We start from the raw sequence: 23,580 nt of genomic DNA on the forward strand, positions 1-23,580 counted from the left end.
GCGACGAGCCTGGCCGCGAAGCCGGGGCGGCTCATAAAAAGTGAGATGAGAAGCGTTTGGATGGAATGTGAGGGAGCGCCGGGGCGGCCACCCTCCTCAGGAGCAGATGTGATGAGACGAGTAGCGACGTGGACCAAGTGGGCGGGGTGTCTGGCGGCGGCCGGGCTGTGGGGATGTGCGACACCGGCGGGTTCGGCCTCCACGCCGGGGCAGGCGCAGCAGGCCCAGGCCCCGGCCGACCCCCAGGCGTGCAGCGGCAACCTGGTGCCGCCTTCGGGCTATCATCAGGAGACGGCCTTTGCCGCGCTGAGTGTGGCCAACGCGCGGCAGGAGGCCTCCGAGAGTGCGCGCACGCGTTTGCGCGAACGCCTGTGTCAGGGGTATCGCTGCGGGCAGATCGAGGAGTTGATCTCGGTGTGGAAGAGCGCCGATGACGGGCGCCAGGCCTGTGTGATGGCGGTGGCCTCCCGCGAGAAGGTCGCGGCGGTGTACGCCGAGCCGCGGCGGGCGTTGGAGGCGGCGCTGGTGGAGGTGGCTGAGGCGATCGCCCGGGAGTCTCACGCTGAGGAGAGCGAGGAGCGTGCCGTGGCGCTCGATACGTTGAACGACGAAGGCGTCAACGGCGGGCCGCGCGCGGAGTGGCTCTTCGATCAGCTGCTCACCGCGTTGAGCACCACCGAGGTGCAGACCCGCACCCTGCCCGGGAAGTGGTCCGGGCTGGGGTTGCCGCCCTCGACCGCCGCGGTGGTGCGGGGCACGATTCGCCGACTGCCGGGGCAGGAGACGATGCTGGAGGCCAGTTTTCGGGTGGAGCGCGGCGACCAGATCCGGGGCGTGGGCACGGTGAGCTTTCCGCAGGCGATTGCGCCCCAGATCGATCCGAACACCTACATGCCCCCCCTGCCCACCGGCAATGGCAAGGTCGCTCTGCACCTGGACGCTCGCCCCGGTGGTGGTCTTTGCGACGGGCAGGAAACCGAGGTCTGGCTGGAGACGGCCGAGCCGCTGCATGTGCGGGTGATCAATCTCTACGGCAATGGAGAGGGCGGGCTGATGGTGTATTCCTCCGGGGCGGATCGTTTGCCGCCGCACCATCCGGTGAGCCTGGGCGAGTTTAAGGCCGTGCGCGCCAGTGACGTGCCGGTGGAGCGTTTTCTGGTGATCGCCGCGCCGACCGAAGAGGGGCTGGGGCGCTTTGGCGCCCTGGGAGAGGTGTGCCGGTTGCCGACGACGATGGCCCGGGCGCTCAATCAGGGCGACCAGGTGCCGGGCTCGGCGGCGACGTGGACGACCGGTCAGGATTTTCGGCTGATGTCTGGAGAGGCCTGTGAGGATGTGACGCCCGCCCCGGCGCAGGATCTGGCGATGCTTGAGCAGCTTCCCGGATGCTGGTGAGGTGAGCGTCGGCCCCGGCCTCCCGGCGTCTGGGAGCCCGGGGCCGACTCTTAAAGCGCGTGTTTTAGCTGCCCGGGAGCAGGAGCATGGGCAGGGAGGCACCGGCGCTCAGGCTATCGATGCCTTCCTCGACGATGCCCAGGGCGGTGGCGCCCGCAAAGAGCGCGGGGTTGCCGCTGCTCTGATCGCTTAAGGGCGCAAAGTGCATTACCCCGCGCTGCGCGTACCATTGACCGGCCAGGTAGGTGCGCCGCCGGCCGGCGCCCTGGACCGGGGCATCAAGCACCGCGTTGACTCGGGGCAGGCTGGCCTGGTCGCGGGGAACGCCCTGGGCGCAGGCCAGCAGCGGGCGCACAAAGAGTTGAAACCCCACAAAGCTCGATGCCGGGTTGCCCGGCAGCCCCACCAGGGCAGTGCCGCCTTCGGTGGTGCCAAAGGCCAGGGGCTTGCCCGGCTTCATGCGAATTTTCCAGAAGGTCATGCCGCTACTCCTCTCATCGAGGACCCGGCGCACGTGGTCGTGCTCGCCAACGGAGACGCCGCCGATGCTCAACACGAGATCGCTGGTGGCGCAGGCCTCTTCAAAGGCAGCCCGGACCGCTTCGTAGCGGTCCGGGGTGATGGGGAGCACCCGAGTGGTCGCGCCGCAGCGTTTGGCCAGGGCCTCGATCATATAAGCGTTGGAGTTGACGAGCTGGCCGGGCCCGGGCTCTTGACCGAGCTCCACAAGCTCGTCGCCGGTGGCGATGATGGTGACCCGGGGACGGCGCACCACGCTGAGGGCGGCGATGTTGAAGCTGGCCAGCAGCCCGATCGAGGCCGCGTCCAGGCGCTGGCCCGGGAAGAGCGCCGGCCGCCCCTGGCTCAGATAGTCTCCGGCGCGACGGATGTGGTCATGTGCGGGGAGCTCCCGCACGGTGACTTCGCCATCGCCAAAGTCGCAGAGCTCGCGGGGGATGACCTGGTCGGCGTGTTGGGGAATACGGGCGCCGGTGGAGATGCGCATGGCCTGGGCCGGGCCCAGCTCCCGGTCGGCCGGGTGGCCGGCGGCCGACTCCCCGACCAGCGGGAGGGTCCGGGGCAGAGCGGTGAGGTCGTCCCGGCGCACGACGATGCCGTCCATCGCCGAATTGTCAAACGCGGGCACGTCGGCCGGGGCGTTGATCGGTGCGGCCAGGTAGCGGCCCGGGGCGTCGCTCAGGCCGACGCGTTCGGTGCCCTGGCGAGGCGCGGCGTCGAGGATGTGGAGGAGGGCGTCTTCGACGCTGATGAAGTGACTCATGCTCATGTGTGGGTAAGGGGAGATATGACGATGGGCCGCCCTTAAGGAGCGGCCCATCTGGTGAGGCTCAAAAACGGAGGGGGCCGTCCCCCCCCCGGTGTTCAGGGCGCGAGATCCTGGCGCCGGGCCGGCTCCTCTTCCTTGCGGGGAGGCGCGGTCGGCTCGGCGTCGGAGAGCTGACCGACTTCCGGCGGGAGCTTCGCCCAGTCGGGGTTACCGCAGGGGTTACCCTCCAGCTCTTCGGCCGAGGGCTTCTCCATGGGGGACGCCGTCTGGAGGATGCGTCGCTCGCCAGAGCGCTGTTCATTGGACTCGGGGGCCGAGCGGCAGCCAACCGAGGCGACGCATAAGGTCGCGATGGTGAGGAGCGCCAGGTTCCGAACGTTCGCCAGGGTCATCTCAAAACTCCTTATTCGGCCGCGCACGCCGCCTCAGCGCGGCGGTCGACGTCGAAGTAGCGGTTGTAGCAGTAGTCCATGCTGAAGCCTTCCCCGAAGTTAAAGCGGGTGCTCAGCGCGAAGGCCGGATCCATGAACCAGGCCCCACCGCTGTAGGAGCTGCCCGAGAACCAGGAGAAGGGCGTTCTGCCGAAGGATTGCTCCGCCTCGCTGCACAGGGCCACCGGCAGGTAGAGCGGATTGTTGACCGTCGGACCGACCGGGCGGGGGTTGGAGGGGAGCTCTTCGGGGTTGTAGGAGAATCCCACGCCATCGAAGACGCCGCAGCTGAAGTCGGCGCGGCGAGACCAGATCTCGTTGACGAAGGGAACCAGCTCGTAGGTGAACTCACGCAGGCCGGTCTCCGGATTCTCGGTAGCCTGATCGAAGGTCTGGCCCTGGTCGCCCGGGCGCAGGATAAAGCCGGCGTCGATGCCGGTGGTGGCGAAGGACGCGTTGCCGTAGGGACATTCGGTGGTCCAACCCGAGGGGCGCACATACCAGTTGCAACCGGCGTGTTCCCCGCTGGGGACAAAGAGCGGGTAGCGCGCGCCCTCTTCCAACAGGGCGTCGGCGAAGGTGTCGGCGCTGTTGGTTCCTCGCCCCCGGACCGGCGAGCTGTCGGGGCGGTAGCTCAGGTGCTTGTCGTTGCTGGCGGCCGATTCGGCTTTGAGGCCTTCGACGAAATCCACGTCGCCGCTGGCACGGTTGACCGCCACGACCATGCTGGTGAAGTCGTGTTCGTAGTACCGTTGGCTCCCGTCGACCACGCGGCGGCGGGCCGGGTAGTAGAGGGAGTAGTGGATGTAGTGATGGGACTCGGTCTGGGTCACCGAGTAGTAGACCGAGGCGACCGGGCGTGTGGCCGAGGCCCGGGCGTTGGTCAGGTTGTTGTCGGTGTCGAAGTCCCCGTCGAAGTCGATGCGGGTGGGGATATCGATGTTGATCTCCGAGCCCTCCACCAGGCGGGTGTCCTGGTAGATGATCGGCGCGTAGGTGGCGGCGAGCTCGGTCAACTCGGCGGGTTCGCTGGAGTTGGTGACGAAGGTGCTCTCAAATCGGCGGAAGAGCGGATTGGAGGGCTGGGCCTGATCCTGGACGCCGGTGGTCACGATGATGGTGTATTGCGTGGCCGGGCGCAGGGGCTGACGAGGGGTGAGCACGGCCTGGCGTTCGTCTTCCAGGTACTCGATGTCGACCGGAATGGCACCCAGGCGGCTGTCCAGCGCGTCGGGGTCGGCGATGAAAAAGGACTGGATATTGAGCGTGCGGAACGCATCGATCGCTTTGCTGAAGGTCACCCGGACTTCGGTGTCGGTGGGGACATTGCGCGCGCCGTCGATGGGGATGACGTGGGTGACCCGGGGCTGTTCGGTGTCGGGGTCTTCGACGTCGGGATCGGTGTTGGTGTCGGGAACAAAGGCGTCGGGCTCTTCGTCGGCGTCGGGGGTGCCCGTGTCTTCGTCGGTGATGTCGGCGCGCTCACAGATGGAGGCCACGCACACAAAGCCCGGATCGCAGTCGCTCTCCGACGAGCAGGTGGGCTGGCTGACCATAGTGCAGGCGCCAGCGCGGCAGATCTGACCTTCTTCGGGGCAATCTTCGGTGGTGCCGCAGGCGGGACGTTCGTTACTGGCGCAGCCGCCCAGGGCCAGAGCCAGGGTGGCGCAGGCGACTAAGAGCTGCTGTCGGATTGAGGCGGGCATGAGAGACTCCATAAAATTCGGTGTTGTCGCAGTATCGGCGGGAAGTTAGCAAAAAGTCTGGCGAGTTTCTATCACGACGAAGGCCCGCGCGCGCAAGGCGCGCCCGGGGAATCTGCCGGGTGCGCCGGCCGGTTGTCACCGGTGGCGGGCTGGGCTAGTTGTGAGGCTGGCCCGTGCCGGGCGCCGCCGAAGTGGAGCGGCGCGCCGGCGGTGCGCCCGCTGACGACCACCGATCGACGAGCTCCGATGTCTTACGAACGCTTTATCGCCTGGCGCCACCTGCGCTCCAAGCGCACCTCGTTTTTGTCGACAATTACCCTGATCGCGATTCTCGGCGTCTTTCTGGGCGTGACCGCGCTGACCAGCGTGGTGGCGGTGACCGGCGGGTTTGAGGAGGCGTTCCGGGAGCGGGTGCTCGGGGTTAACAGCCACCTGATGGTGATCAAATACGGCGTGGATTTTCGCGACTATCGCGAGATTCAGGAAGAGATCGATGAGATCGAGGGGGTCAGCGCGACCAGCCCCTTTATTCTGCACGAGATGATTGCCACGCATGGCAATCTGAGCGCGGGTATTTTGATCAAGGGCATCGACCCGGCTACCGCCCAGAGTGTGAGCGATCTGCCCAAATACACGCTGGAGCCCGGGGTGGTCTCGGAGCTGGAGTTTGAGCGCTTCCCGGCCGACGGACAGGTCAAGCAGCCGCGCATCCTGATCGGTCACACCCTGGCCGAGCGCCTGGGCGCGGAGCGCGGCGATGTCATCCAGGTGACTAGCCCGCTGGAGAGCCTGGATCCGGGGAAGTGGAGCTCCAAATCGAGTGCCCCCTCCAGCCGTCAGTTTGAGGTGGCCGGGATCTATCGCAGCGGATTTCATCAGTACGACAACCGCATGGTGATGGTCGACTACCAGGCGCTGCAGGACTTTTTTAATCAGGGCGACACCGTCACCGGGGTCGACGTACGTGTCGATGACGTGTTCGGCGTGGGGGCGATCGCCAGCCAGCTGCGCCGGGATCTTCCCGAGGGGCGCTTTCGGGTGATGGACTGGCGTCAGCTCAATCACAACCTCTTTACCAGCCTGGGGCTGCAGCGCCTGGTACTGGCGGTGCTCTTCTGCTTCATCGTGCTGGTGGCCAGCTTCAACATCGTCTGCACGCTCATCATGATCGTGCTCGAGAAGAATAAGGATATCGCGATCCTCAAGTCGATGGGGGCCACGAACTGGGGCGTGATGAAGACCTTTATCTATCAGGGCGCGGTGGTCGGGTTTGTGGGTACGGCCAGCGGTCTGGTGGGCGGGCTGGCGGTCTGCTTGACGATCAAGCACACGAGCTTCGGGCTGGATCCCTCGATCTACATGATCGACCACCTGCCGGTGCGCATGCTGCCCCTGGAGTTCGCGATGGTGGGGCTGGTGTCGATGGCCATCAGCCTGCTGGCCACGGTGGGGCCCTCGTGGTGGGCGTCGCGGCTGAACCCGGTCGACGGGCTGCGCTACGACTGATCTGACAAAGCGGCGCGCGTTCCGAGTGGTTGCTCCAGGCGTCCAGAAGGGCAGCTAAGGGGGCTTAGTGGTTGCTCCAGGCGTCCAGAAGGGCAGCTAAGGGGGCTTAGTGGTTGCTCCAGGCGTCCAGAAGGGCAGCTAAGGGGGCTTAGTGGTTGCTCCAGGCGTCCAGAAGGGCAGCTAAGGGGGCTTAGTGGTTGATCTAGGCGTCCAGAAGGACAACTAAGGGGGGCTTAGTGGTTGCTCTAGGCGTCCAGAAGGGCAGCTAAGGGGGCTTAGCCGCGTCGCTCGGGGGGTGAGCGCGGCAGCTCGGGGAGCTAAGTCGTGTTACTCAGGCGGAGAGCCTGCGAACTCAGCGGGCCTGGCTGCGGCTCTCAGGGGGGAAGGGGCGCTTGCGGGAGGGGCCGACCTGAGGAAGGGCGGATCCACAGGTCGGCCTCCGAGGCGTTTTAGAGGGCCCGTGCCGGGCGAACGGAGCGGGCCAGGTCGAGGGCGTGGTGCTGATGGTGGGCGGCTTCGGCGTCGCGGCCCAGCGCGCTGAGTGCCTGCGCCAGAAAATCGTGGCCGCGGTAGACGTCTTTGGGGACCCCGCGCTCGGTGGCGCGTCGCAGGCTCTGGCGCAGCAGGGTCACGGCCTCGTCGGGCTCCTGGCCCAGGTAGCACATGGCCAGGGCGCGCAGGTCGTGGGCGCGCTGCTCGCTGTAGCGATCGTCATGGCGACCGGCCAGGCGGGCCGCTTCATCGGCCCAGTGCATGGCCAGCGCGTAGTCTCCGGCGTGGAGTTCCACCGAGATACGAATGCGTCGAATCTCGATGACGAGCGCCTGCAGGCCGTGGGCGGCGGCGAAGGAGAGGGCCTGATCCAGGAGCTCGCGCGCCGAGTCGATCTGCCCCTGAAAGCCGGCCAGGCGCCCCCGGGCGATCAGCGCCCGGCACCGGATCGCGGGCAGGGTGTGGGCGCGGGCCAGCTCATCGAGGTCCTGGAGCGGTGCCAGGGCCCGGCGGTTCATGCCGCGTTCGCCCCACATCTGGGCGCTGCGCTGGAGGAGGGCGGCGCGGGCGCGGGGCTCGGTGCGTCCGGCGTCCCAGCGGGCGTAGAGGTTTACCGCGCTCTCCACGCGCTCCAGCGCCGCGGCCGGGTCGCCGAAGCGCTCGTACCATCCGGCCATCGCAAGCGACGCGCGGGCGATGAGCTCGGGGTGTTCCAGACCGCAGGCGGTGCGCCAGGCGCGGTTGAAGTGGCCGCGAGCCTCGTCGAGGTCGTCCTGCTGCATGGCGAGCTGGCCCAGCAGGAGCTGGCTGCGGGCAAAGCCGCTCTCGTAGCGCGTGGCCTCGGTCAGCGCGCTGAGGGGATTGAGGATGTCGCGGCACTCCTCGATCATGGCGAGCTCCAGAGCGAGCTCGGCGGCCTGCAGGAGCAGATCCACGCGGGTCTGGGGCACGCCCAGGGCGTGGGCTCCCAGCAGGCCGGCCAGGTGGCGGTAGTAGCCCAGGGCCGTGCGCTGCCAGGCGTGTCGCTGGAGCCAGTCGCCAAACCGGGCGGCCAACGCCAGGAGGGCGCGGCGGTCCTGAGCAAAGGCGTAGAGGCGGATCAGCGTGGGGGTGATCCCGCCCTGCTCGCCAGGGGCGACGCGCTGGCAGAGGTAGCGGGCCAGGGCGGCGGCCCGGCGGTCGATGTCGCGGGAGCCCTGCTCGCCAAGACGCCAGGTCAGCCAGTTGGGGACGGCCAGGTGGTAGTGATCGGGCAGGGGCTGGCGCAGCGCACCGAGCTCCAGGAGCGAGGCCGCGGCCTGCTCGATGTCCCGGGCCGGCATTGCGGTGATGCCCGGCAGATCCGCGGCGGGCAGCGGGCGCTCGGCCAGCGCCAGAACGCTCATCAGGGCATCGGCCGCCGGGTTCGCCTGGCTGAGTTCTTCGGGGGAGAGGGGGCCGGGCCCGCGCACCCGGACCGCCTCCAAATTCTCGGGGGGGCCGGCGTTGAAGTGCGAGCGCATCGTGTCTTCGGAGGCCGTGCCCATGATCAGCAGCACGGGCCAGGCGCCGATGGAGGCAACCAGGTCGCGGAGCACGTCGAGCGAGGGGAGATCGAGGGCTTCGATGTGGTCGATGAGCCAGACGAAGGTGCCGCCGGCGGCCTGGTGCCCGATGAAGGCCGTGAGAATCTCGACCAGGTGGGCGCGCCGGGTTTCCCAGCCGGAGTCGGTGCCCTGGCCAAGCTGCCAGAGGCGCTGGAGGGTTTCAGTGGCGGCCCGGGAGACGCCCAGGTCGCGTAGGGTGTCGATGGCGATCCGGCGGCGCTCGGGGGCTCCGGCCGCGGGGGGGCCGGCCAAACACGCCAGAAGCATCTCGCTGAGCGCGCCGAAGGGGCGCAGGCGGTCGTCGTCGCCGATCACGAGCAGGTACGACGTGGTCTCGGAGCGCCGGGCCGTGGCCTGGGCCAGACGGTCGAGCAGGTGCTGGGGGCCGCGGCCCAGGCCGCCGGCCAGGAGCGCGGCTTTGCCGCGGCCGCGGTGCGCGGAACGCAGCAGCGACTCCAGCGCGCCGGGCAGCGGCGGGGCCTGGTGAGCTGCGTCGCGCCCGCCGAGGCGGCTGGTCGGCAGCCCCTGGGCGGCTCGCTCCAGGGGCGCGCTCGGGTGGAAGGCCCCCCCGCGGGCAAAGGCCGACTCCAGCTCATGAACACTGATCTCTTCGAGGCCCACTTCCTGGATGGGTTCGTCCGTGGCGCTTTCCTGCTCCCGACGCCGCAGCTCCTGCATGGCCATGGAGAGCAGGCGGTTGTCGGCCTGAAGGTTGTTGCCAAAGAGGTAGCCGATCAGCTCCTCGTAGAGTTGACCGGCGCTCTGGGCGCGACCGCTCGGATCGGGCACGAGCATCGACTCCAGGATCTGCTGGAGAGGGCGCGGGAGCTCAAGGCTCTCCGAGACCGCAGGAATCTGAGCGGCCCTGGCCCGGCGCCGGACCTCCTCGATGTCCGGGTGGGCGTAGGGGTGGGCCCCGGCGAGCATCTCGTAGAGCATCAACCCCAGTCCGAAGATGTCGCTCTGGCGGGTGTGGGGCTCGCCGCGCATTACCTCTGGCGAGGCGTAGAGCACGCGCTTGAGGACGTCGTGATCGTCGATGGGCTCGATCAACGCCATGGCTCGGGAGAGGCCGAAGTCGGTGATTTTGACCTCGCCATCGTAGGAGAGCATCACGTTTTCGGGGCGCAGCGAGCGGTGGAGGATGTTGAGGTTGTTGAAGTTGAAGTCTTTGCGTCGGTGCGCGTAGTCGAGCCCCTTGGCGACCTCGCTGGCGATGAAGACCGACATCTCCTGGGACCAGCGCTGCCCGCTGGCGCGCGAGAGCTTGAGCGCGCGGGCCAGGTCCATGCCGTTGATGTACTCGACGGCCACGTAGAACTGCTGGCGCTGCTCTTCGCGGCCGAGGTCCAGGACCTGGGCGATGTTGGCGTGGCTGAGCGCAACGGCGCGCTTGGCCTCCTCGATGAGGATGTTGACAAAGTCCGGGGCCGCGGCAAAGCCGGGGTGAATGACCTTGACGCACAAGATCTTCTCGAAGCCTTCGACACCAAGGCTTTTTGCTTTGTAGACGTCGCCCATATGGCCGTGGGCCAGGCGAGCGACGAGCTGATATTTGGCAAAGGCTTCGGGTTGAGCCAGGCGCTGGGTGCGTCCCATGAAGACCTCGGGCACGGGGGGGAGCGGGCGAGACGTGAACTGCCGGCGCGACGATAGCGCAAGGCCGTCGGGTTGTCATCGCGATGGGGAGACTTTTGGAGGCGGGTGTGTAGCTTTGAGTGCAGAGGTGTCGCGCCCGGTGTGCGGGGGCGTGGTCCGGCCGGGGCAGGGGAGCCCGGCTGCTCCCGGCGATGGTCCGGGAGCGGACCTACGAATCACGACATGGACGAGGGGGGGAAGCCATGCCAGAGGCGCGTGTGCTGAGGATGGTCATCGGCCTGGGGTTGGTGGCGTGCGTGGGGTGCCAGAGTGGTCCGCGGGGCGGCTACGGTGGTGGTCCGCCGCCGGGGAGCTCCGCGCAGGTGGTCGACGAGGAGTTTGGGCCCTTAAGCCAGGAGCAGATCGAGGGGTTTCATCGCGAGTTAATGAGCCAGTACTCGCAACTCGACCTCCAGTATGAGCGCTACGATGAGGCGATGGCCCGGGCCCAGCGCGACGGATTGATCGCGATGCCCGCCGAAATCGCCGAGCAACACGAGCGCCTGGGGCGGCGACATCTGGGGCTGGCGCGTCATCACGAAGATCGCCTGCTCCTGGAGCTGGGCGACGACGAGGCGCGCGGGGTGGACCGGGAGCTGGCCGAGATCAACCGGGCGCTGGGCAGCTGGCACCAGGGGCGAAGTACCGCCGCGCAGATCCCGACCGAAGAGGAGAGCGACCAGCTCTGGTTGCTGCGCGAGGAGTTGCTCTCGGCCCGGGATCGGATGCTCCAATTTTACACCCCCGGCGATGAGCTTGATGACACCCTCGACGATATCCCGCCTCAGGCGCCCGGTGAGCCGGCCGGGGACCCCTGGAGAGAGAGCCCGCCGCCGCCCGAGGAGTACTGAGGGCTCCGGCGTGTTGCATCGGCGTCTTCGTGCGTTTAAGACAGGGGCGACTTTGAACCAACGCCTCGACGCGCAGGAGACGCCATGGGCCGCAAAGATAACCAGAGTTACTACGACGAGTTCGCCGCCTGGTACGAGCGCGAGCGCCACGACGGTTACCACCGTCTCATCGACGACCTGGAGGTTGACCTGGTCAGCCGCTACGGCCGGGGCAAAGATTGCCTGGAGGTCGGCTGTGGCACCGGGTTGATTCTGGAGCGCGTCTCCCGCGTGGCCCGTCGGGCGGCCGGAATCGATCTGAGCCCCGGGATGCTGGAGCAGGCCCGGGCCCGCGGGCTGGAAGTGTCCGAAGGCTGCGCCACCGAACTCCCCTTCGAAGACGCCTCTTTCGATGTCGTCTACAGCTTTAAGGTGCTGGCGCACGTCGAAGATATTCGCAAGGCCGTGGCCGAGGCCGCTCGGGTGGTGCGCCCCGGCGGCGTGCTCCTGCTGGAGTTCTATAACCCCAAGAGCATCCGCTACCTGGCCAAGAATCTGGGCGGCCCGCAGAAAATCTCCGAAGAGACCCGGGAGTCGGCGGTCTACACCCGCTGGGATGACCCGGAGACGATCGCCGGTTACCTGCCCGAAGATGTCGAGTTGATGGAGTGGGCCGGGGTGCGTGTGTTTACCCCGGCGGCCTTCCTGCACAAGGTGCCGGTGGTGGGCTCCACGTTGCGCAAACTCGAATTTGTAGCGCGCGACAGTCCGCTGAGCCGCTTTGGTGGCTTCCTGGTGGCCGTGGCCCGTCGCAAGGCCGACGCCGAAGCCGACATTTCCTTTCGCAACGCCGAGGCAATCGGCTAAGCTCGGGGCGGAAGTCGTTCGCAGCCGGTAATCCCTGGCCAGGAACTCCGCCCGATGAAGACCCTCTATAAAGAGCCGCTCTTTGGCAGCGATGGGCTGCTGCGCATGGAGCGCTTCGCTCACGATAGCACGGAGCTCTTCGCGAGCCTGCTCGCTCATCTGGAGCGCCTGGGCCGGCGGATGTTTCTGCCGCTCGATCTGCTCATCGTCCTCATTGAGGCCGGGCAGCAGGAGCTGGCCCAGGCCGTAGTCGAGGGCGCCGAGGGCGCGCTTGCTCTCCCGGAGGTGTTGCCGCGCCTCAGGGTGCTCGCCGGGGAGTTGGATGAAGACGCCGACGGACAGGCCTGCTTTGATCAGGCCTGTTTTTCGCGCGGCTTTACCCGAATCCTGGAAGAAGCCTGGGAACTCGCCCTGGGGCGCGGGGCGACCACGATCTGCACCGCCGATCTGGCGCGCTGCGTAAGCTGGCGGGCCGAGGTGGTGGAGTCGGCGTCCATCCGGTGGGCGATCCGGAGGCTCGGCGAAGGCCACGGTGACGAGCTCTTTGATGAGCGCGGCCTTCTTCGCCTGGAATTCTTCGATGACGCCAGCCGGGGCATTCTCGAAGGGGCGATGAAGATCGCCGCCTCGCATGGAACGTCTTTTCTGGGGACCCCTCATCTGGTGGCCGTGCTCTGCTCGGTGCGTGAGTCCGTGCTCTGGCGTTCGGCTCACGCCCGGGGCATGGAGCCCTCGCGACTTCGCCAGGAGTTGTTGCGGTTGATCGGGAGTAAGCCCGAGGAGCTTCCGGTCTTCCTGATCGGTCGCAAAACCCTGACCCCGCGCATGATTCGGATGCTGCAGTACGCCCGTCAGCAGGGCAGCGAGCGCGTCAGCGAACACGATCTGGTGACGGCGTTTCTCACCGATGGCGGCTCCTCCCTGGAGCTGGTGCAGGCGCTGGGGCTGGAAGAGGAGATCCGCAGCGCGTTGGGGGAGCCGCGGGTGCTCGCCGGGGTGGCGCCGGTGGAAGCCGCGGTGCGCCTGGCCGCCCGACGGCACGCTTCGCCGACGCTCGATACCCTGGGCCGCGATCTGACGCAGGCCGCCAGCGAAGGGCGTCTGCCCGAAATCGTAGGGCGCGAGCGGGAGCTGGAGCGGGTGTTTCATGTGCTGATGCGGCGAGAGCAGCGCAACCCGCTTTTGACCGGCGAGGCCGGGGTCGGAAAAACCGCCCTGGCCACCGCACTTGCGCAGGCAATCGCCGAGGGCAAGGCCCCGCGCAGGCTCCGGGGCTGCCGTGTGGTCGAGATCAATGGTGCCAGCCTGATGAGCGGCACCAGTTACCGCGGCGATCTGGAGGCGCGCATCACAAGTTTGCTGGAGGAGGCCAGCCGGGATGTGATCCTCTTCATCGACGAGGCACACGCCGTCTTTGCTCCGCGCTCCGGGAGTAACGCCCCGGCAGAAGTTCCCAATCACTTTAAGAGCGCGCTGGCCAACGGCTCGATCGCCGTGGTCGGGGCGACCACCGAGGCGGAGTACCATCGCTGGTTTGAGCAGGACCCGGCACTCAAGCGGCGTTTTGAGCGCGTGGAGGTCGGGGAGCCCGATGCGGCGCTGGTGCGTGCGATTCTCGAGGCGCTGGTACCAACGCTTGAGGCAGACTACGACGTCGTCGTATCGCCCGCGGCGGTGGAGGCCGCCATCGAACTCTCGACGCGCTACATCCCCGAGCAGCGTCTGCCGGATAAGGCCAAGAAAATCTTGATGGACGCGGCGATCTCGTTGGCCACGCGTAGAAGCGAGGCTGCGGAGCTCACGCCGGAGGTCGGGCGTGCGGAGGTGGCCGAGCAGATCCACGTGAAAACCGGCGTGCCTACCGAGCGTCTCCTCTGTGGTGAGCGCCCCTGGTGGGTGGGTCTGGAGGAGCGGCTGGGCGAAGCAATTGTAGGCCAGGAGGGCGCGGTCGCGCAGATCGCGCGCGCGCTGGTTGGGAGCCGGCTAAAACACGCCCATCAGCGCCGTCCCCTGGCCACGCTGGCCTTTGTGGGCCCTGCGGGTGTCGGTAAATCGACGGCCGCCCGCGCCCTGGCACGGGAGATGGTCGCCGACGAGCGGGCGTTTATTCGTATCGATCTGGGAGACTTTCAGGAGCCTCATTCGCTGAGTCGGCTGATCGGCTCACCGCCGGGCTATGTGGGCTACGAAGACGCCGACGTCCTCGTTACGCCTCTGCGCCGACGTCCCAGCAGCGTGGTGCTCCTCGATGATTTTGATAAGGCCCACCCGCGCATCCAGGAGCGCCTGCTCCGCGTGATCGCTGAGGGCGAACTGGTCGATACGCGGGGGCGTAGTGCCGATGTCACCCAGGCGATCTTTGTGCTGAGCGTGTGCGTCAGTCCGGTCGCCGCCCGGCCGATTGGCTTTTCTCAGCGCTCCCCAGGGGCCCTGACCGGCATCGACGCGGAGCTCGCTGCGCGGATCGTCCATCGGGTCGATGCCGTCGCTCACTTTCTGGAGCTGTCGGGAGATGGAGCCACCGGGGCCCGGCGTTTACTCGCGCATCTGCTCAAACGCTTTTGTGCGCACGCCGCCAGCGAGTATCAGCTGGAGGTGGCGCTTGACGAGGACCTTCGCCAGATCCTGGAGCGTCGGGTGAGCTCGCTGGGAAGCGCCCGCGCCATCGAAGAGGCGGTGGATGAGGTGGTGTACCGGCCGCTCACCGAGCTTTTGCTACGAGGAGCCTCGGGCAGGCAGGTGACCCTGTGCTGGGACGCGGAGCAGGGCCGAGCGGTGGTGCGTTAGACGCGTCGCGCTTCTAAAACCAGGGGAGGGCGCACGGAGAACAGGCGGGAGCCAGATCAGCTACTGGTCGACGCCGTGTCGGATGCTTCGGTCTCCTCGGCGCCAATCGGGTGCAACGAGGTCGACGTGATCTGGCGTTCGCGATGGGAGGCTTGCTTGCGTTTTTGCGCCTCTTCTTCCATCGCCATCACCTCGGCCAGGAGGTTGGTATTGCAGCTGTGGCAGCGTGCGTGAATGATTGCGCGGCCTCCGAGAACCAGCCGCACATCGGGCGCCCCACACTTATAACAGCGAACATTAAATACCACGCTGGCCTCCGAGCCTGACGGTGCTCTCTGCTGAGCACCGGTTACGAATGTTAAAACTAGCGCAGAGCAAAGCGTCAGGGCAAGGCAGCGCTGTACTCAGGAGCGGGGGCGCGGCGCCGTGGGCGGAGGCACAGGTACGCGGAAGACGCCTTCCCAGTGATTCCATTGCAGCACTTCGGGCTCGGCGGTGTCGCCGTCAGCGGCGCTAAGCGGGGCCCAGCTGATCGCCGGGTGTTCATCGCCGTGCAAGAAGGTGATCGCGCCCAGTATCTGAACGTCCGCATCGGCGCTGGGTTGATGGGCAATGCGCTGTTCGAAGATCTTTCCGACGAAGTCTCCGATCACCTTGTAGATGCCCACATAATAGTCGCGTCCGCCCTCATCGCCCCGACTTACGGCGTAGGGGAGAAGGATCTGAAGCGTTCCGTCGTTGACGACGCGCAGCGCTCCGGCACGAAGCTCGGTAATGCCTTCCCAATCCACCTCCTCGCTCAGGGTATGATCGAGGTTGAGTCGGGCGTGAACGCGCCCCTCTTTGTAGAACTTCAGGTCTTGCCCCGGGGTGTAGATGGCGGCGCCACCTTCCTGATCGCGCACAAAAGACCCGGTAAAGGCCAGGGCCTCGGCATCTGGTGAGGTGCCGTACTGGGATGCAAAGCGCGAGCGTTCGGCGTCGCTTTCAAGATCGACGCGGGCCTGAGCCACGAAAGGGTCGATGGGCTCGCGTTCCCGGAGCGATGCCTGGGCATCGGGCTGCGGGGCTTTTCGCTCCAGACGACGGGTCTGAGCACTGGCCACGGCCTCGGGCTCCGCGGCCTCTTCACTCGCGTCGCCGACAGCTTCGTCGCCGACGACTTCCTCGTCGGTGCGCTCTTCGGGGAGGGTGTCCTCACTCTCGTGCATCGCCCAGAATTCATGGGCATCAAGCTCGGCCAGCGTGAGCGCCCGTTGGAGCTCATGCTCGACAATGATCTGCGCGCGCAGCTCGTTGGTGAGTGTAGGGGACGACTCGCAGACCATGGGACGCAGGGCGTCGCGGGTCATCGAGCAGCCGCTCGCTGACCACAGCGCGGCGCTGCTCACCAACACCAGGAGCGCTCGTCGGGTTCGCTTTGAAGACATAAGCAAAGGGGGCAAGAGGGGCGGATTGAGTCAGGGATTGAGCCCGGCCAGATGAAAGTTGGGCCGGCTGTTGCGGGTCCAGTAGCGCAGGTACACGTGTTGGAGGCCGACCTCGGTGGTGCCCAGCGCGCGAGCCGTTGCGATCGACATGTCGAGGATGCCGCGCCAATTTTTGTCGGGAGAGCTCGAGACTACAAAGTCCCATTCCCCATCGTCATTCACAAAGCCGTAGGGGCCACGATCGTTGATGCGGCACCAGACACGTCGTCGGTTCGCGCGGTTTTCGATGAGGACCATCGTATTAAAGGGCAGCGAACGATGAGCGCAGGTGTACTGCCACGGATCAAAGGGCTCGCCATTGGCGGTGACCTCACCGTGCCAGGCTCCATCACCGTACCAGGAGGCCAGTCCGGCCTGCTGCACCGGCGGCAGCTCTACTTCGCTCCACTCCATCGTTTCGCCGGAAGCGGCGAACTGCGAGTACATCGCGACAAGAACAAGCCAGTTGATCAGGGACATAAAAACGCTCTCGTAGAGGCAGTTTGCGTGCGTAGGCGACAAACATTTCGTTACGCACCCGGCGATGGCTCTAGTCGAAATGCAAGGGCTAGGCAAGCGTGGAACATTAGGCACCGGCGTGTGGTGCTCAACCCCGGTGGCGCCCGTAAGGTTGTTAACACCGGCGCCGCCCCGCGCCCGGGGGGGCGTGGCGTGTCCCCCGGCTGCGGAGCCGAACGGGAAGACGCAGGGAGACCTGCCTCTATAAAGGGGAAGCACGGGGTTAAGGGGGATTTCACCTTGACAGCAGGCGGGCGTTTTTGTGTTTTAGTCCACTACCTTATCGGCGCTGATGGAGGGGGTCGGCACGGATATTGAATAAAAACCCGTCAGTGTTAGCAGGTGAACGCTTGATAACATCAACTGACGGTTTGGTTCGGTGCTTCACCGAGATCTGACGGAGGACGGTAATGAGATTAGGAACGACCTGGCGACTGATGGCCGGGGCCGTAGCGACAGTAGCGGTTAGCAGCGCGGTGGGATGCGTCGAGCAAGTCGGCGATATCAACCGCGTGCAGCCCAATGTCGTGGAAAAGGCCCTCTTTCAAAACGACGACGAATGGTACATGCGCCAGACGGTGACCGACACCGACATGCAGGCGTCTGTGGTGTTCGCCGCCATGGAGAGCTCGCTGAAGCGGGTTCGCTGGACGGTGACCGAAAACGTCCTCTACGCCCACTCCACGGTGGAGCTGGCCGAAGGGCTGAATGACGGCCTTGATGAGGAAGAGTCGCGTCGTCTGGGAGTGGTCGCGGCCTATCCGATCCGGGGGCACTTCGACATCCAGCGCTCGTACAACCCCTCGACCGGGGAGCCGAACAACCAGATCGTCGAGAACGCCAGTGACCGTCCCTGGTACGAGCGCAAGTACATGCGCGTGGACTGGTCCAACAACAAGCTCGACGGTTTTGGGATGTTCCAGAACCAGCTGGGGCGTTTTGCCTCCGCCAGCTGGTCGGTGCCCCAGGATGACGGCAAGATCGATAAGGATCGCACCCGGATCTCGGAAGACTACATCGACACGGTCGCCGAGTACTCCTATGAGCCCGACCTCTACGCCTGTTACGGCGCGTACGGCTATGACACCATCTTCAACTGCGAAGGTGGTCGTGTTCGCGTGCGCTCCTCCTTCTTGAAGGTTCCCGAAGAGGAAACCTTCATTCCGATGCAGTACACCGACAACATGCAGCTCACTCGCGATGGCAGCGAGATGGGTGATCCGATGTTGGTGGCGTCGATCTACGACCAGGACCTCGGCTACGAGGTTGAGGTTGAGTGTAACGACCAGGTCAAGGGCTGGATGCTCCAGCGCTACGGCTATGAGTGGGAGCGTCTCTGCGCGCCGGCGACCTTCGATTACCACCAGCGCTACGGGTATTTCCGCACCGAGCGCGTAGCCTGGGATCGTTTCGTGGGCGCGGCCGACGATTCGCGCCTTTACTACGCGAACCGCTGGAACATCTGGCAGACGATGCTTGATGAGAGCGGCAACGAGCTTCCCTTTGAAGAGCGTACGCCGCAGCCGATCACCTACCACCTGAACGCGGAGTACCCCGAGTTCATGTTTGAGGCGGCTCAGGTCACCGCCGAAGAGTGGAACAAAGCCTTCCGTCACGCGGTCAAGGTTGCGCAGGGGATCGACGACGAAGCGCTCGACGCTGTTCTGATGGACGAGTACGGTCACACCCAGATGTACCGTATCGTCGAGAACAGCTGTCACCCGGGTCCGCTGGTCGAGTGGAAGAACACCTACGGCGCCGGGAAGGCCGCCGACCGCACCAGCCCCACGCAGCTCTTCCGCGAGTTCGTCGGGAACCCCGGCAGTGATGAGGCGCTGGAAGCTGCGCTGTGGGAGCTGCCCAACGCTTCGCGCGTTCAGCTCTGTGCCGAGCTGGAGTACGCCACCGAGGTGCGCGACGACGTAGACGCTCGCTTCAGCTGGGAGCGTGTCGGTGACCTGCGCTACAGCTTCTTCAACTGGGTGGAAACGGATGTGCCCTGGGCCGGTTATGGTCCTTCGGCGGCCGACCCGATCACCGGTCAAATCATCAGCGGTAACGCCAACTTTGCCGGCGGTTACATCCGTCGCTCGGCGCTCTACGCCGCGGACCTGATGCAGTACTTCAACGGTGAGCTCTCGGATACCGACATCATGTACGGGACCCAGATCCGCCGTGACCTGTTCCACAATAGCGACACCGCCAGCAACCGCTTCGGGTTGAGCCCGGAGGTCAAGAATGAGGTGGCACGTCGTTCCGGCGTCAGCCCCAACTCGACCAGCAAGGTCGGGCTGAGTGAGCGTCCCGAGTACCACGAGCTTCACGACTTCATTCTGGCGCACGGCAAAGATCGCATTCAGCGCGAAGCCGATATCGTCTCGATGGCCAGCGATAAGCTCGCCGCGCGCGACGAGCGGATGGTCGAGTTCCTTCAGAACCCCGACGTCAAGAACTTCCTGATGCGCGACGTGGAGACGGCCATGGCGATTGAAGCCACCGCCCGCGAGCGCTTCGGTCCGCAGTTCGGCGATGAGCAGCTGCACCAGGCCTACCTCGACGTGCACACTCCGCGTCAAACCTTCGCGCGCACGGAGCAGCGTGATCGTATGCTGGCAGAGCGCAGCATCATGACCTACGACACGCTGAACCGTTCGGCGGAAGTGCTGGTCACCTACCAGGGCGCCGCGGATTACTTCAAAGGCAAGAGTCGCACCGATATTATTGAGTACTTCATGAACAAAATGTTCATCGGTACTCAGCTCCACGAGATCGGTCACACGGTGGGTCTGCGCCACAACTTCGCGGCCAGCACCGATGCGCTGAACTTCCACGACGAGTACTGGCACATCGAGCAGGCGGTCGTCGACGGCACGATCACCCGCGAAGAGGCCTACAGCCTGCAGGGCGCGCTTGCCGAGCAGATCACCGGCAAAGAGATCGATTACGCCAGCCAGGCCGAGTACCAGCTTGCCAGCGTGATGGACTACACCGGCGATCTCACCGGCCGATTCAAGGGGCTGGGTAAGTACGACTATGCCGCGATCGCGTTTGCCTACGGCGAAGCCGTGGAAACCTGGGATGATTCGGTTCAGCTTCCCAACCTCCTGGAGCAGGACTCCTGGTTGAGTGACTACAAGCAGATGCCGCGCATCCTGGCCGGTGCTCCGGCCAGCGCGGAAATCGACCCGGCGACCTACGCGCAGGGGATCGACATCCTGATCAACGGCCGTACCTACAAGCCGATTCGGGAGGTGAAAGAGCGCCGTCGTCAGGGCATTCAGGCCAACACGGTCAACTGGGCCAACTTCGACCTGAGTGCTGAGAACCAGCCGAACCTGGATCGCACGGTCTCCTACGAGTTCTGCTCCGATGAGTACCGCGGCGGTATCCTGAACTGCTCGATCTGGGACTTCGGTGCGAACCAGCGCGAGATCGTCAACCACAGCTTCAACACCTATCGCGCGCTGCAGACCTTCTGGCGCTACCGCCGTCACCACATCAGCCGTGGCTACGAAAACTACGGCAACTACATCAACCGCGTGTACTCGACCTTCCAGATGGCGCAGGAACCCTTCCGTTACTACGGGCTCTACCGCTTCTATAACCTGGGCGACTACACCGATGACCTGCTGGCGGCGTCCATCGATACCTTCAACTTCTACAACGAAGTTATGGCGATGGCCGAGCCGGGCCGCTTCTGCAAGTACGAGCCGGCCAACTCGCGCGTCGATGAGGGATGGTACTTCGATCTGAACAACACCTACCTGCCGGCCGACTACCACGTCGACCTGGGTGAGTGTGATGACTACATCGACATCCCCAAAGGTATCGGTAATCACTACAACTTCTCGTTCACCGACGAGTACGAGTACCGCATTGACCGCGTGGGTACCTACATCGACAAGATGGTCGCTTCGCAGTCGATTTTCGACATCAACGCGAACTTCGCGCAGAGCACCTTCTTCACGGACTTCCGCGCCACGAACCTCTCGTTCTGGACGGTGTTCAAGGATGAGATGCTGGCGATGCTCGAAGGCGTGCTGCTCGGCGACTACAGCGAGTACGGCGGTGTGGTTTCCAACGGCAAGTACCAGGATCCGGTGCCGGTTAGTGCGGAAACCTTCGGTCTTGGCCTGAGCCACCCGCAGGAAGGGATGCCGCGCATCTTCACCCCGCAGTCCATCAACCATGAGTTCAACATGATGGTCGGCGGTCTGATCTACAACTCGACCTGGGAAGACCGTTACGTGGACTTCTCGCATTACCTGAAGATCGGTGTGACCAACGGTCAGAACCAGGCCTTCGGTGATGAAGTTGTGGTCAAAGAGTTCGTGCACCCGGTGACCGGCCAGATCTACCAGTCGGCCGATGTTGAGGGTCGCTCGGTGGCGGGACGGATGATCGATCGCGCCAACGAACTCAAGGCTGAGTACTACTACGGCCAGGAGCTTCTGGAAGGTGCGACCCCCGGGACGCCCTACTATGAAGATGCCCGTGAGTACTTTGAGACGCGTAACGAGCAGCTTCAGAACGTCGTGGCCAAGATGGACATGAGCCGCTTCGTGTTTGATGCCCTGGGTGCCAGCATCCAGCGCTGATTCTGGCATCCGCGACCGGGAAACCGGTCGCGGAGATAGCTGACGACGCAACAAAAAGCCCCGGCCGAGCGATGCTCGGCCGGGGCTTTTTGTTGTGTGGCCGTCGGCGGGAGGGGCCGGGGTGGAGGCCGCGCTCAGTCGCTCGTGGTGAAGTGCTCGCGAAGCACCTGGGCCTGGACTTCGAAGATGGTCTCGAGTTCGGAGCGGATGGCACGCGTGATGAACATCGAGAGCCCCGGCACCGAGATGGAGAACTCCATGGTCTGCACCACGCGGCTTGTCTGTCCGGTGGCCTCAGCGATGATCTTGAGCTCGCCGTGGTTGGAGTACACCTGATTCCAGCGCTCGGGTATCTCGGGCACGATCTGATAGGTCAGGCGATGGCCCGTGACATCCACCAGGGCGCGTTCTTCCCAGTGGACAAACTCAGGGGCCTTATCTTCAAAGCGCTTAAGAAAGCGGGGCAGCCGGGGGCGAGCGGTGTAGCGGGCGATGCGCTCGGTGCTGTGCGCGTCGAGCTCCCGGATGGTGAGCACCTCTACGTCGACCACCTGATCGAGGCGCGGCACCAGATCCTGGTAGTAGGTGGGATCTAAGATGTAGCTGAGGATGGCCTGGGGGAGGGCCGGAACAATGCTCTGATGTTCAACGTGCATGGTGGCCTTTCGTCGTAGGGGAGCAGTGAGCACACGTTAAGCACCACTTCGATGAGCGCAATATCTAGGAGGGCGTCGCGCTCAGGCAAAATCTCGGCGGGAGAAGATCAGGTAGGCCAGGCTCAGCAGCAGTGTGACGCAGACCCCGGTGTAGAGCAGGGCCTGGAGAAGGTAGGTAGAGCCGACCGCCATTGCGTTGGCGAGTTCGTAGGAGAGGTTGAGTTTTTCCAGGTCCGGGATCACCAGCAGAGCGGCCTGGAGAATCAGGTGAACCGGGTTGCCCTCCTGGGAGAACTGGCGTGCGGCATCGGCGAGTTGAGGCGTAAGACTGCCCAGTACAAAGAGCCCGAAGGTAAAGAGCGCACTGAGGAGGGGGCCAGAGAACGCGCTGAAGAAGAAGGCGGTGGCCAGCACGATCATCAGCTGCATCCAGGAGCCCAGGTACGTGGCCAGATGAAGTGCCCCGACGTCATAGCCCAGGGCGAGGGCGGCCAGGGCTTTGGCCCCAAACATCAACGCCCAGCAGAGGGTGAGGATGGCAGCGCTGGCCGCGTACTTTCCGACGAGAAAGGCGCCGCGGGTCACCGGTTTGGAGAGCACGGTGAAGATCGTTTTAGAGTCGATCTCGCGCCACAGCGCGTTGACGCCCTGGTAGATCGCCAGCGCTACCAGAAAGAGGTGTCCGATGACGAAGACTAGATTGTTGAAGAGGCGCTCTTCCTGATGGAGGCTCAAGGCACCAAACGCGCTGGCTGCACCCAGCGCTCCCAGGGCGGCCAGCAGAACGGCGTAGAGGACTTTGTTTCGCAAGCCTTCGAGGAGGGTGTTGAGCGAGAACGCGCTGATCTGTCGCAGAGTTCGCATCATGGCTGCGCCTCCCCGGCGTCGTTGGTATCGCGAATAAAGACGTCTTCCAGGCGCTGTTTCTGCGGTTGGAGGCTCTCGACGCGGGCGCCGGCCCGGGCGATGAGTTGCAGTGTCTCTTCGAGGTCGATGTCGCCCCGAAGATCGACACGAGCCACGTCACCGACGTCAAAGTGGTGGAGCAGGCGCGGGCCAAGCTGCTGGTTGAGTTCGTCGGACCAGCCCCGGGCGAAGAGTTCATAGCGCAGGATCTTCGGATCGAGGAGCTCGTGAATGAAGCCCGTTTCGCGCACCCGGCCGCGGTGGACCAGAGCGACGCGGTCGCAGATCTCTTCGACGTCGGGGAGGATGTGGCTGCAGAAGAGAATCGTCTTCCCACGGCGCCGAAGCTCGACCACCAGATCGCGGATCTCTCGCCGCCCGATGGGGTCCAGGCCGGACTGAGGCTCATCGAGTACCACAAATTCCGGGTCTCCCAGGAGGGCCTGGGCAATGCCGGCACGCTGCTTCATCCCCTTGGAGAACTTCGAGATCGGGCGGTCCAGGGCGTGGCTCAGGCCCACCTGGCCGAGGAGCTGTTCGGCGCGGCGGTCGCTCTCGGCCAGGCTCAATCCGAGGAGGCCGCCGTAGTAGCGCATCAGCTCGCGGGCTTTGAGGTGGGGATAGAGGTTGGGGTTTTCGGGCAAAAAGCCCATGCGCGCGCGGGCGGCCGTGTGGGTGACCGGCATCCCGAAGAGGCGCACCTGCCCCCGATCCGGACGCACCAGGCCGGTGATCATCTTGATGGTCGTGGACTTGCCGGCGCCGTTGGGGCCGACCAGCCCGAAGATTTCGCCGCGGCGGATCTGAAAACTCACGGAGCGCACGGCCTCGACCCGTTTACGAAAGAAGCCTACGCGGTAGGTTTTGGCGACGTCCTGAACATCGAGGACGAGATCTTCAGTCATA

At 65.2% G+C, this 23,580-nt stretch carries 16 protein-coding genes; 6 read left to right on the forward strand and 10 right to left on the reverse strand.

Features of this window, described 5'->3' with window-relative positions; all coding sequences use genetic code 11:
- The first annotated feature begins 111 nt into the window (after window positions 1-111).
- Window positions 112-1,395: a hypothetical protein gene (locus DL240_RS07620; RefSeq protein WP_111729290.1), complete on the forward strand. Its 1,284-nt coding sequence runs from the start codon at window positions 112-114 to the stop codon at window positions 1,393-1,395.
- Window positions 1,396-1,459: 64 nt separating this feature from the next.
- On the opposite strand, the gene DL240_RS07625 is transcribed toward DL240_RS07620, so the two are convergent.
- The 3 genes from DL240_RS07625 to DL240_RS07635 all read right to left on the reverse strand — a co-directional run bounded on the left by DL240_RS07625 (window position 1,460) and on the right by DL240_RS07635 (window position 4,820).
- The gene (locus DL240_RS07625) at window positions 1,460-2,677 is read right to left on the reverse strand and encodes a molybdopterin molybdotransferase MoeA (RefSeq protein ID WP_158542427.1); all 1,218 of its coding nucleotides are present in this window, start codon (window positions 2,675-2,677) and stop codon (window positions 1,460-1,462) included.
- A gap of 101 nt (window positions 2,678-2,778) precedes the next feature.
- Window positions 2,779-3,075 carry a hypothetical protein gene (locus tag DL240_RS07630; protein WP_111729292.1) on the reverse strand — a complete coding sequence of 99 codons (297 nt, stop codon included), beginning with the start codon at window positions 3,073-3,075 and terminating at the stop codon, window positions 2,779-2,781.
- Between the two features lie 11 nt (window positions 3,076-3,086).
- On the reverse strand, window positions 3,087-4,820 hold the full coding sequence (locus DL240_RS07635; RefSeq protein ID WP_158542428.1) for an Ig-like domain-containing domain: 1,734 nt from the start codon (window positions 4,818-4,820) through the stop codon (window positions 3,087-3,089).
- Between the two features lie 246 nt (window positions 4,821-5,066).
- Between DL240_RS07635 and DL240_RS07640 the strand changes: the two genes are divergently transcribed.
- Window positions 5,067-6,326, forward strand: a complete 1,260-nt coding sequence (locus tag DL240_RS07640; protein ID WP_111729294.1) for an ABC transporter permease — start codon at window positions 5,067-5,069, stop codon at window positions 6,324-6,326.
- A gap of 449 nt (window positions 6,327-6,775) precedes the next feature.
- Here DL240_RS07640 and DL240_RS07645 read toward each other — a convergent pair whose 3' ends face one another.
- On the reverse strand, window positions 6,776-10,003 hold the full coding sequence (locus DL240_RS07645; RefSeq protein ID WP_111729295.1) for a protein kinase domain-containing protein: 3,228 nt from the start codon (window positions 10,001-10,003) through the stop codon (window positions 6,776-6,778).
- 257 nt (window positions 10,004-10,260) lie between these two features.
- On the opposite strand from DL240_RS07645, the gene DL240_RS07650 reads away from it, so the two are divergent.
- From DL240_RS07650 to DL240_RS07660, 3 genes are all read left to right on the forward strand, one after another.
- On the forward strand, window positions 10,261-10,893 hold the full coding sequence (locus DL240_RS07650) for a hypothetical protein (RefSeq protein WP_146618169.1): 633 nt from the start codon (window positions 10,261-10,263) through the stop codon (window positions 10,891-10,893).
- A gap of 84 nt (window positions 10,894-10,977) precedes the next feature.
- Window positions 10,978-11,739, forward strand: a complete 762-nt coding sequence (locus DL240_RS07655; protein ID WP_111729297.1) for a class I SAM-dependent methyltransferase — start codon at window positions 10,978-10,980, stop codon at window positions 11,737-11,739.
- A 54-nt stretch (window positions 11,740-11,793) separates the two neighbouring features.
- A complete protein-coding gene (locus DL240_RS07660) occupies window positions 11,794-14,526 on the forward strand; it encodes an AAA family ATPase (RefSeq protein WP_111729298.1) in 2,733 nt (910 codons plus the stop codon).
- A 56-nt stretch (window positions 14,527-14,582) separates the two neighbouring features.
- On the opposite strand, the gene DL240_RS07665 is transcribed toward DL240_RS07660, so the two are convergent.
- The 3 genes from DL240_RS07665 to DL240_RS07675 all read right to left on the reverse strand — a co-directional run bounded on the left by DL240_RS07665 (window position 14,583) and on the right by DL240_RS07675 (window position 16,475).
- Window positions 14,583-14,834 carry a hypothetical protein gene (locus tag DL240_RS07665; RefSeq protein WP_111729299.1) on the reverse strand — a complete coding sequence of 84 codons (252 nt, stop codon included), beginning with the start codon at window positions 14,832-14,834 and terminating at the stop codon, window positions 14,583-14,585.
- 96 nt (window positions 14,835-14,930) lie between these two features.
- Window positions 14,931-15,923: a hypothetical protein gene (locus tag DL240_RS07670; RefSeq protein WP_158542429.1), complete on the reverse strand. Its 993-nt coding sequence runs from the start codon at window positions 15,921-15,923 to the stop codon at window positions 14,931-14,933.
- A 63-nt stretch (window positions 15,924-15,986) separates the two neighbouring features.
- On the reverse strand, window positions 15,987-16,475 hold the full coding sequence (locus tag DL240_RS07675) for a septal ring lytic transglycosylase RlpA family protein (RefSeq protein ID WP_199589765.1): 489 nt from the start codon (window positions 16,473-16,475) through the stop codon (window positions 15,987-15,989).
- Window positions 16,476-16,924: 449 nt separating this feature from the next.
- Between DL240_RS07675 and DL240_RS07680 the strand changes: the two genes are divergently transcribed.
- Window positions 16,925-21,112: a zinc-dependent metalloprotease gene (locus DL240_RS07680; protein WP_111729301.1), complete on the forward strand. Its 4,188-nt coding sequence runs from the start codon at window positions 16,925-16,927 to the stop codon at window positions 21,110-21,112.
- Between the two features lie 134 nt (window positions 21,113-21,246).
- Here DL240_RS07680 and DL240_RS07685 read toward each other — a convergent pair whose 3' ends face one another.
- The 3 genes from DL240_RS07685 to DL240_RS07695 form a co-directional block, all read right to left on the reverse strand.
- Entirely contained in the window at window positions 21,247-21,768 is a 522-nt protein-coding gene (locus DL240_RS07685; RefSeq protein WP_111729302.1) for a hypothetical protein, read from the reverse strand.
- 81 nt (window positions 21,769-21,849) lie between these two features.
- Window positions 21,850-22,635 carry an ABC transporter permease gene (locus DL240_RS07690; protein ID WP_111729303.1) on the reverse strand — a complete coding sequence of 262 codons (786 nt, stop codon included), beginning with the start codon at window positions 22,633-22,635 and terminating at the stop codon, window positions 21,850-21,852.
- The gene (locus DL240_RS07695; RefSeq protein WP_111729304.1) at window positions 22,632-23,579 is read right to left on the reverse strand and encodes an ABC transporter ATP-binding protein; all 948 of its coding nucleotides are present in this window, start codon (window positions 23,577-23,579) and stop codon (window positions 22,632-22,634) included. Before DL240_RS07695 ends, DL240_RS07690 begins: the two co-directional genes overlap by 4 nt.
- Window position 23,580 lies beyond the last annotated feature (1 nt).

It is taken from the genome of Lujinxingia litoralis (assembly GCF_003260125.1).
In the GTDB taxonomy this organism is placed as follows: Bacteria; Myxococcota_A; Bradymonadia; order Bradymonadales; family Bradymonadaceae; genus Lujinxingia; species Lujinxingia litoralis.

Coding starts and splice junctions, on each gene's coding strand:
- DL240_RS07620 (WP_111729290.1), top strand. CDS start 112: ATGAGACGAGTAGCGACGTGGACCAAGTGGGCGGGGTGTCTGGCGGCG.
- DL240_RS07655 (WP_111729297.1), top strand. CDS start 10,978: ATGGGCCGCAAAGATAACCAGAGTTACTACGACGAGTTCGCCGCCTGG.
- DL240_RS07690 (WP_111729303.1), bottom strand. CDS start 22,635: ATGATGCGAACTCTGCGACAGATCAGCGCGTTCTCGCTCAACACCCTC.
- DL240_RS07640 (WP_111729294.1), top strand. CDS start 5,067: ATGTCTTACGAACGCTTTATCGCCTGGCGCCACCTGCGCTCCAAGCGC.
- DL240_RS07695 (WP_111729304.1), bottom strand. CDS start 23,579: ATGACTGAAGATCTCGTCCTCGATGTTCAGGACGTCGCCAAAACCTAC.
- DL240_RS07675 (WP_199589765.1), bottom strand. CDS start 16,475: ATGTCCCTGATCAACTGGCTTGTTCTTGTCGCGATGTACTCGCAGTTC.
- DL240_RS07685 (WP_111729302.1), bottom strand. CDS start 21,768: ATGCACGTTGAACATCAGAGCATTGTTCCGGCCCTCCCCCAGGCCATC.
- DL240_RS07660 (WP_111729298.1), top strand. CDS start 11,794: ATGAAGACCCTCTATAAAGAGCCGCTCTTTGGCAGCGATGGGCTGCTG.
- DL240_RS07635 (WP_158542428.1), bottom strand. CDS start 4,820: ATGCCCGCCTCAATCCGACAGCAGCTCTTAGTCGCCTGCGCCACCCTG.
- DL240_RS07680 (WP_111729301.1), top strand. CDS start 16,925: ATGAGATTAGGAACGACCTGGCGACTGATGGCCGGGGCCGTAGCGACA.
- DL240_RS07630 (WP_111729292.1), bottom strand. CDS start 3,075: ATGACCCTGGCGAACGTTCGGAACCTGGCGCTCCTCACCATCGCGACC.
- DL240_RS07625 (WP_158542427.1), bottom strand. CDS start 2,677: ATGAGTCACTTCATCAGCGTCGAAGACGCCCTCCTCCACATCCTCGAC.
- DL240_RS07645 (WP_111729295.1), bottom strand. CDS start 10,003: ATGGGACGCACCCAGCGCCTGGCTCAACCCGAAGCCTTTGCCAAATAT.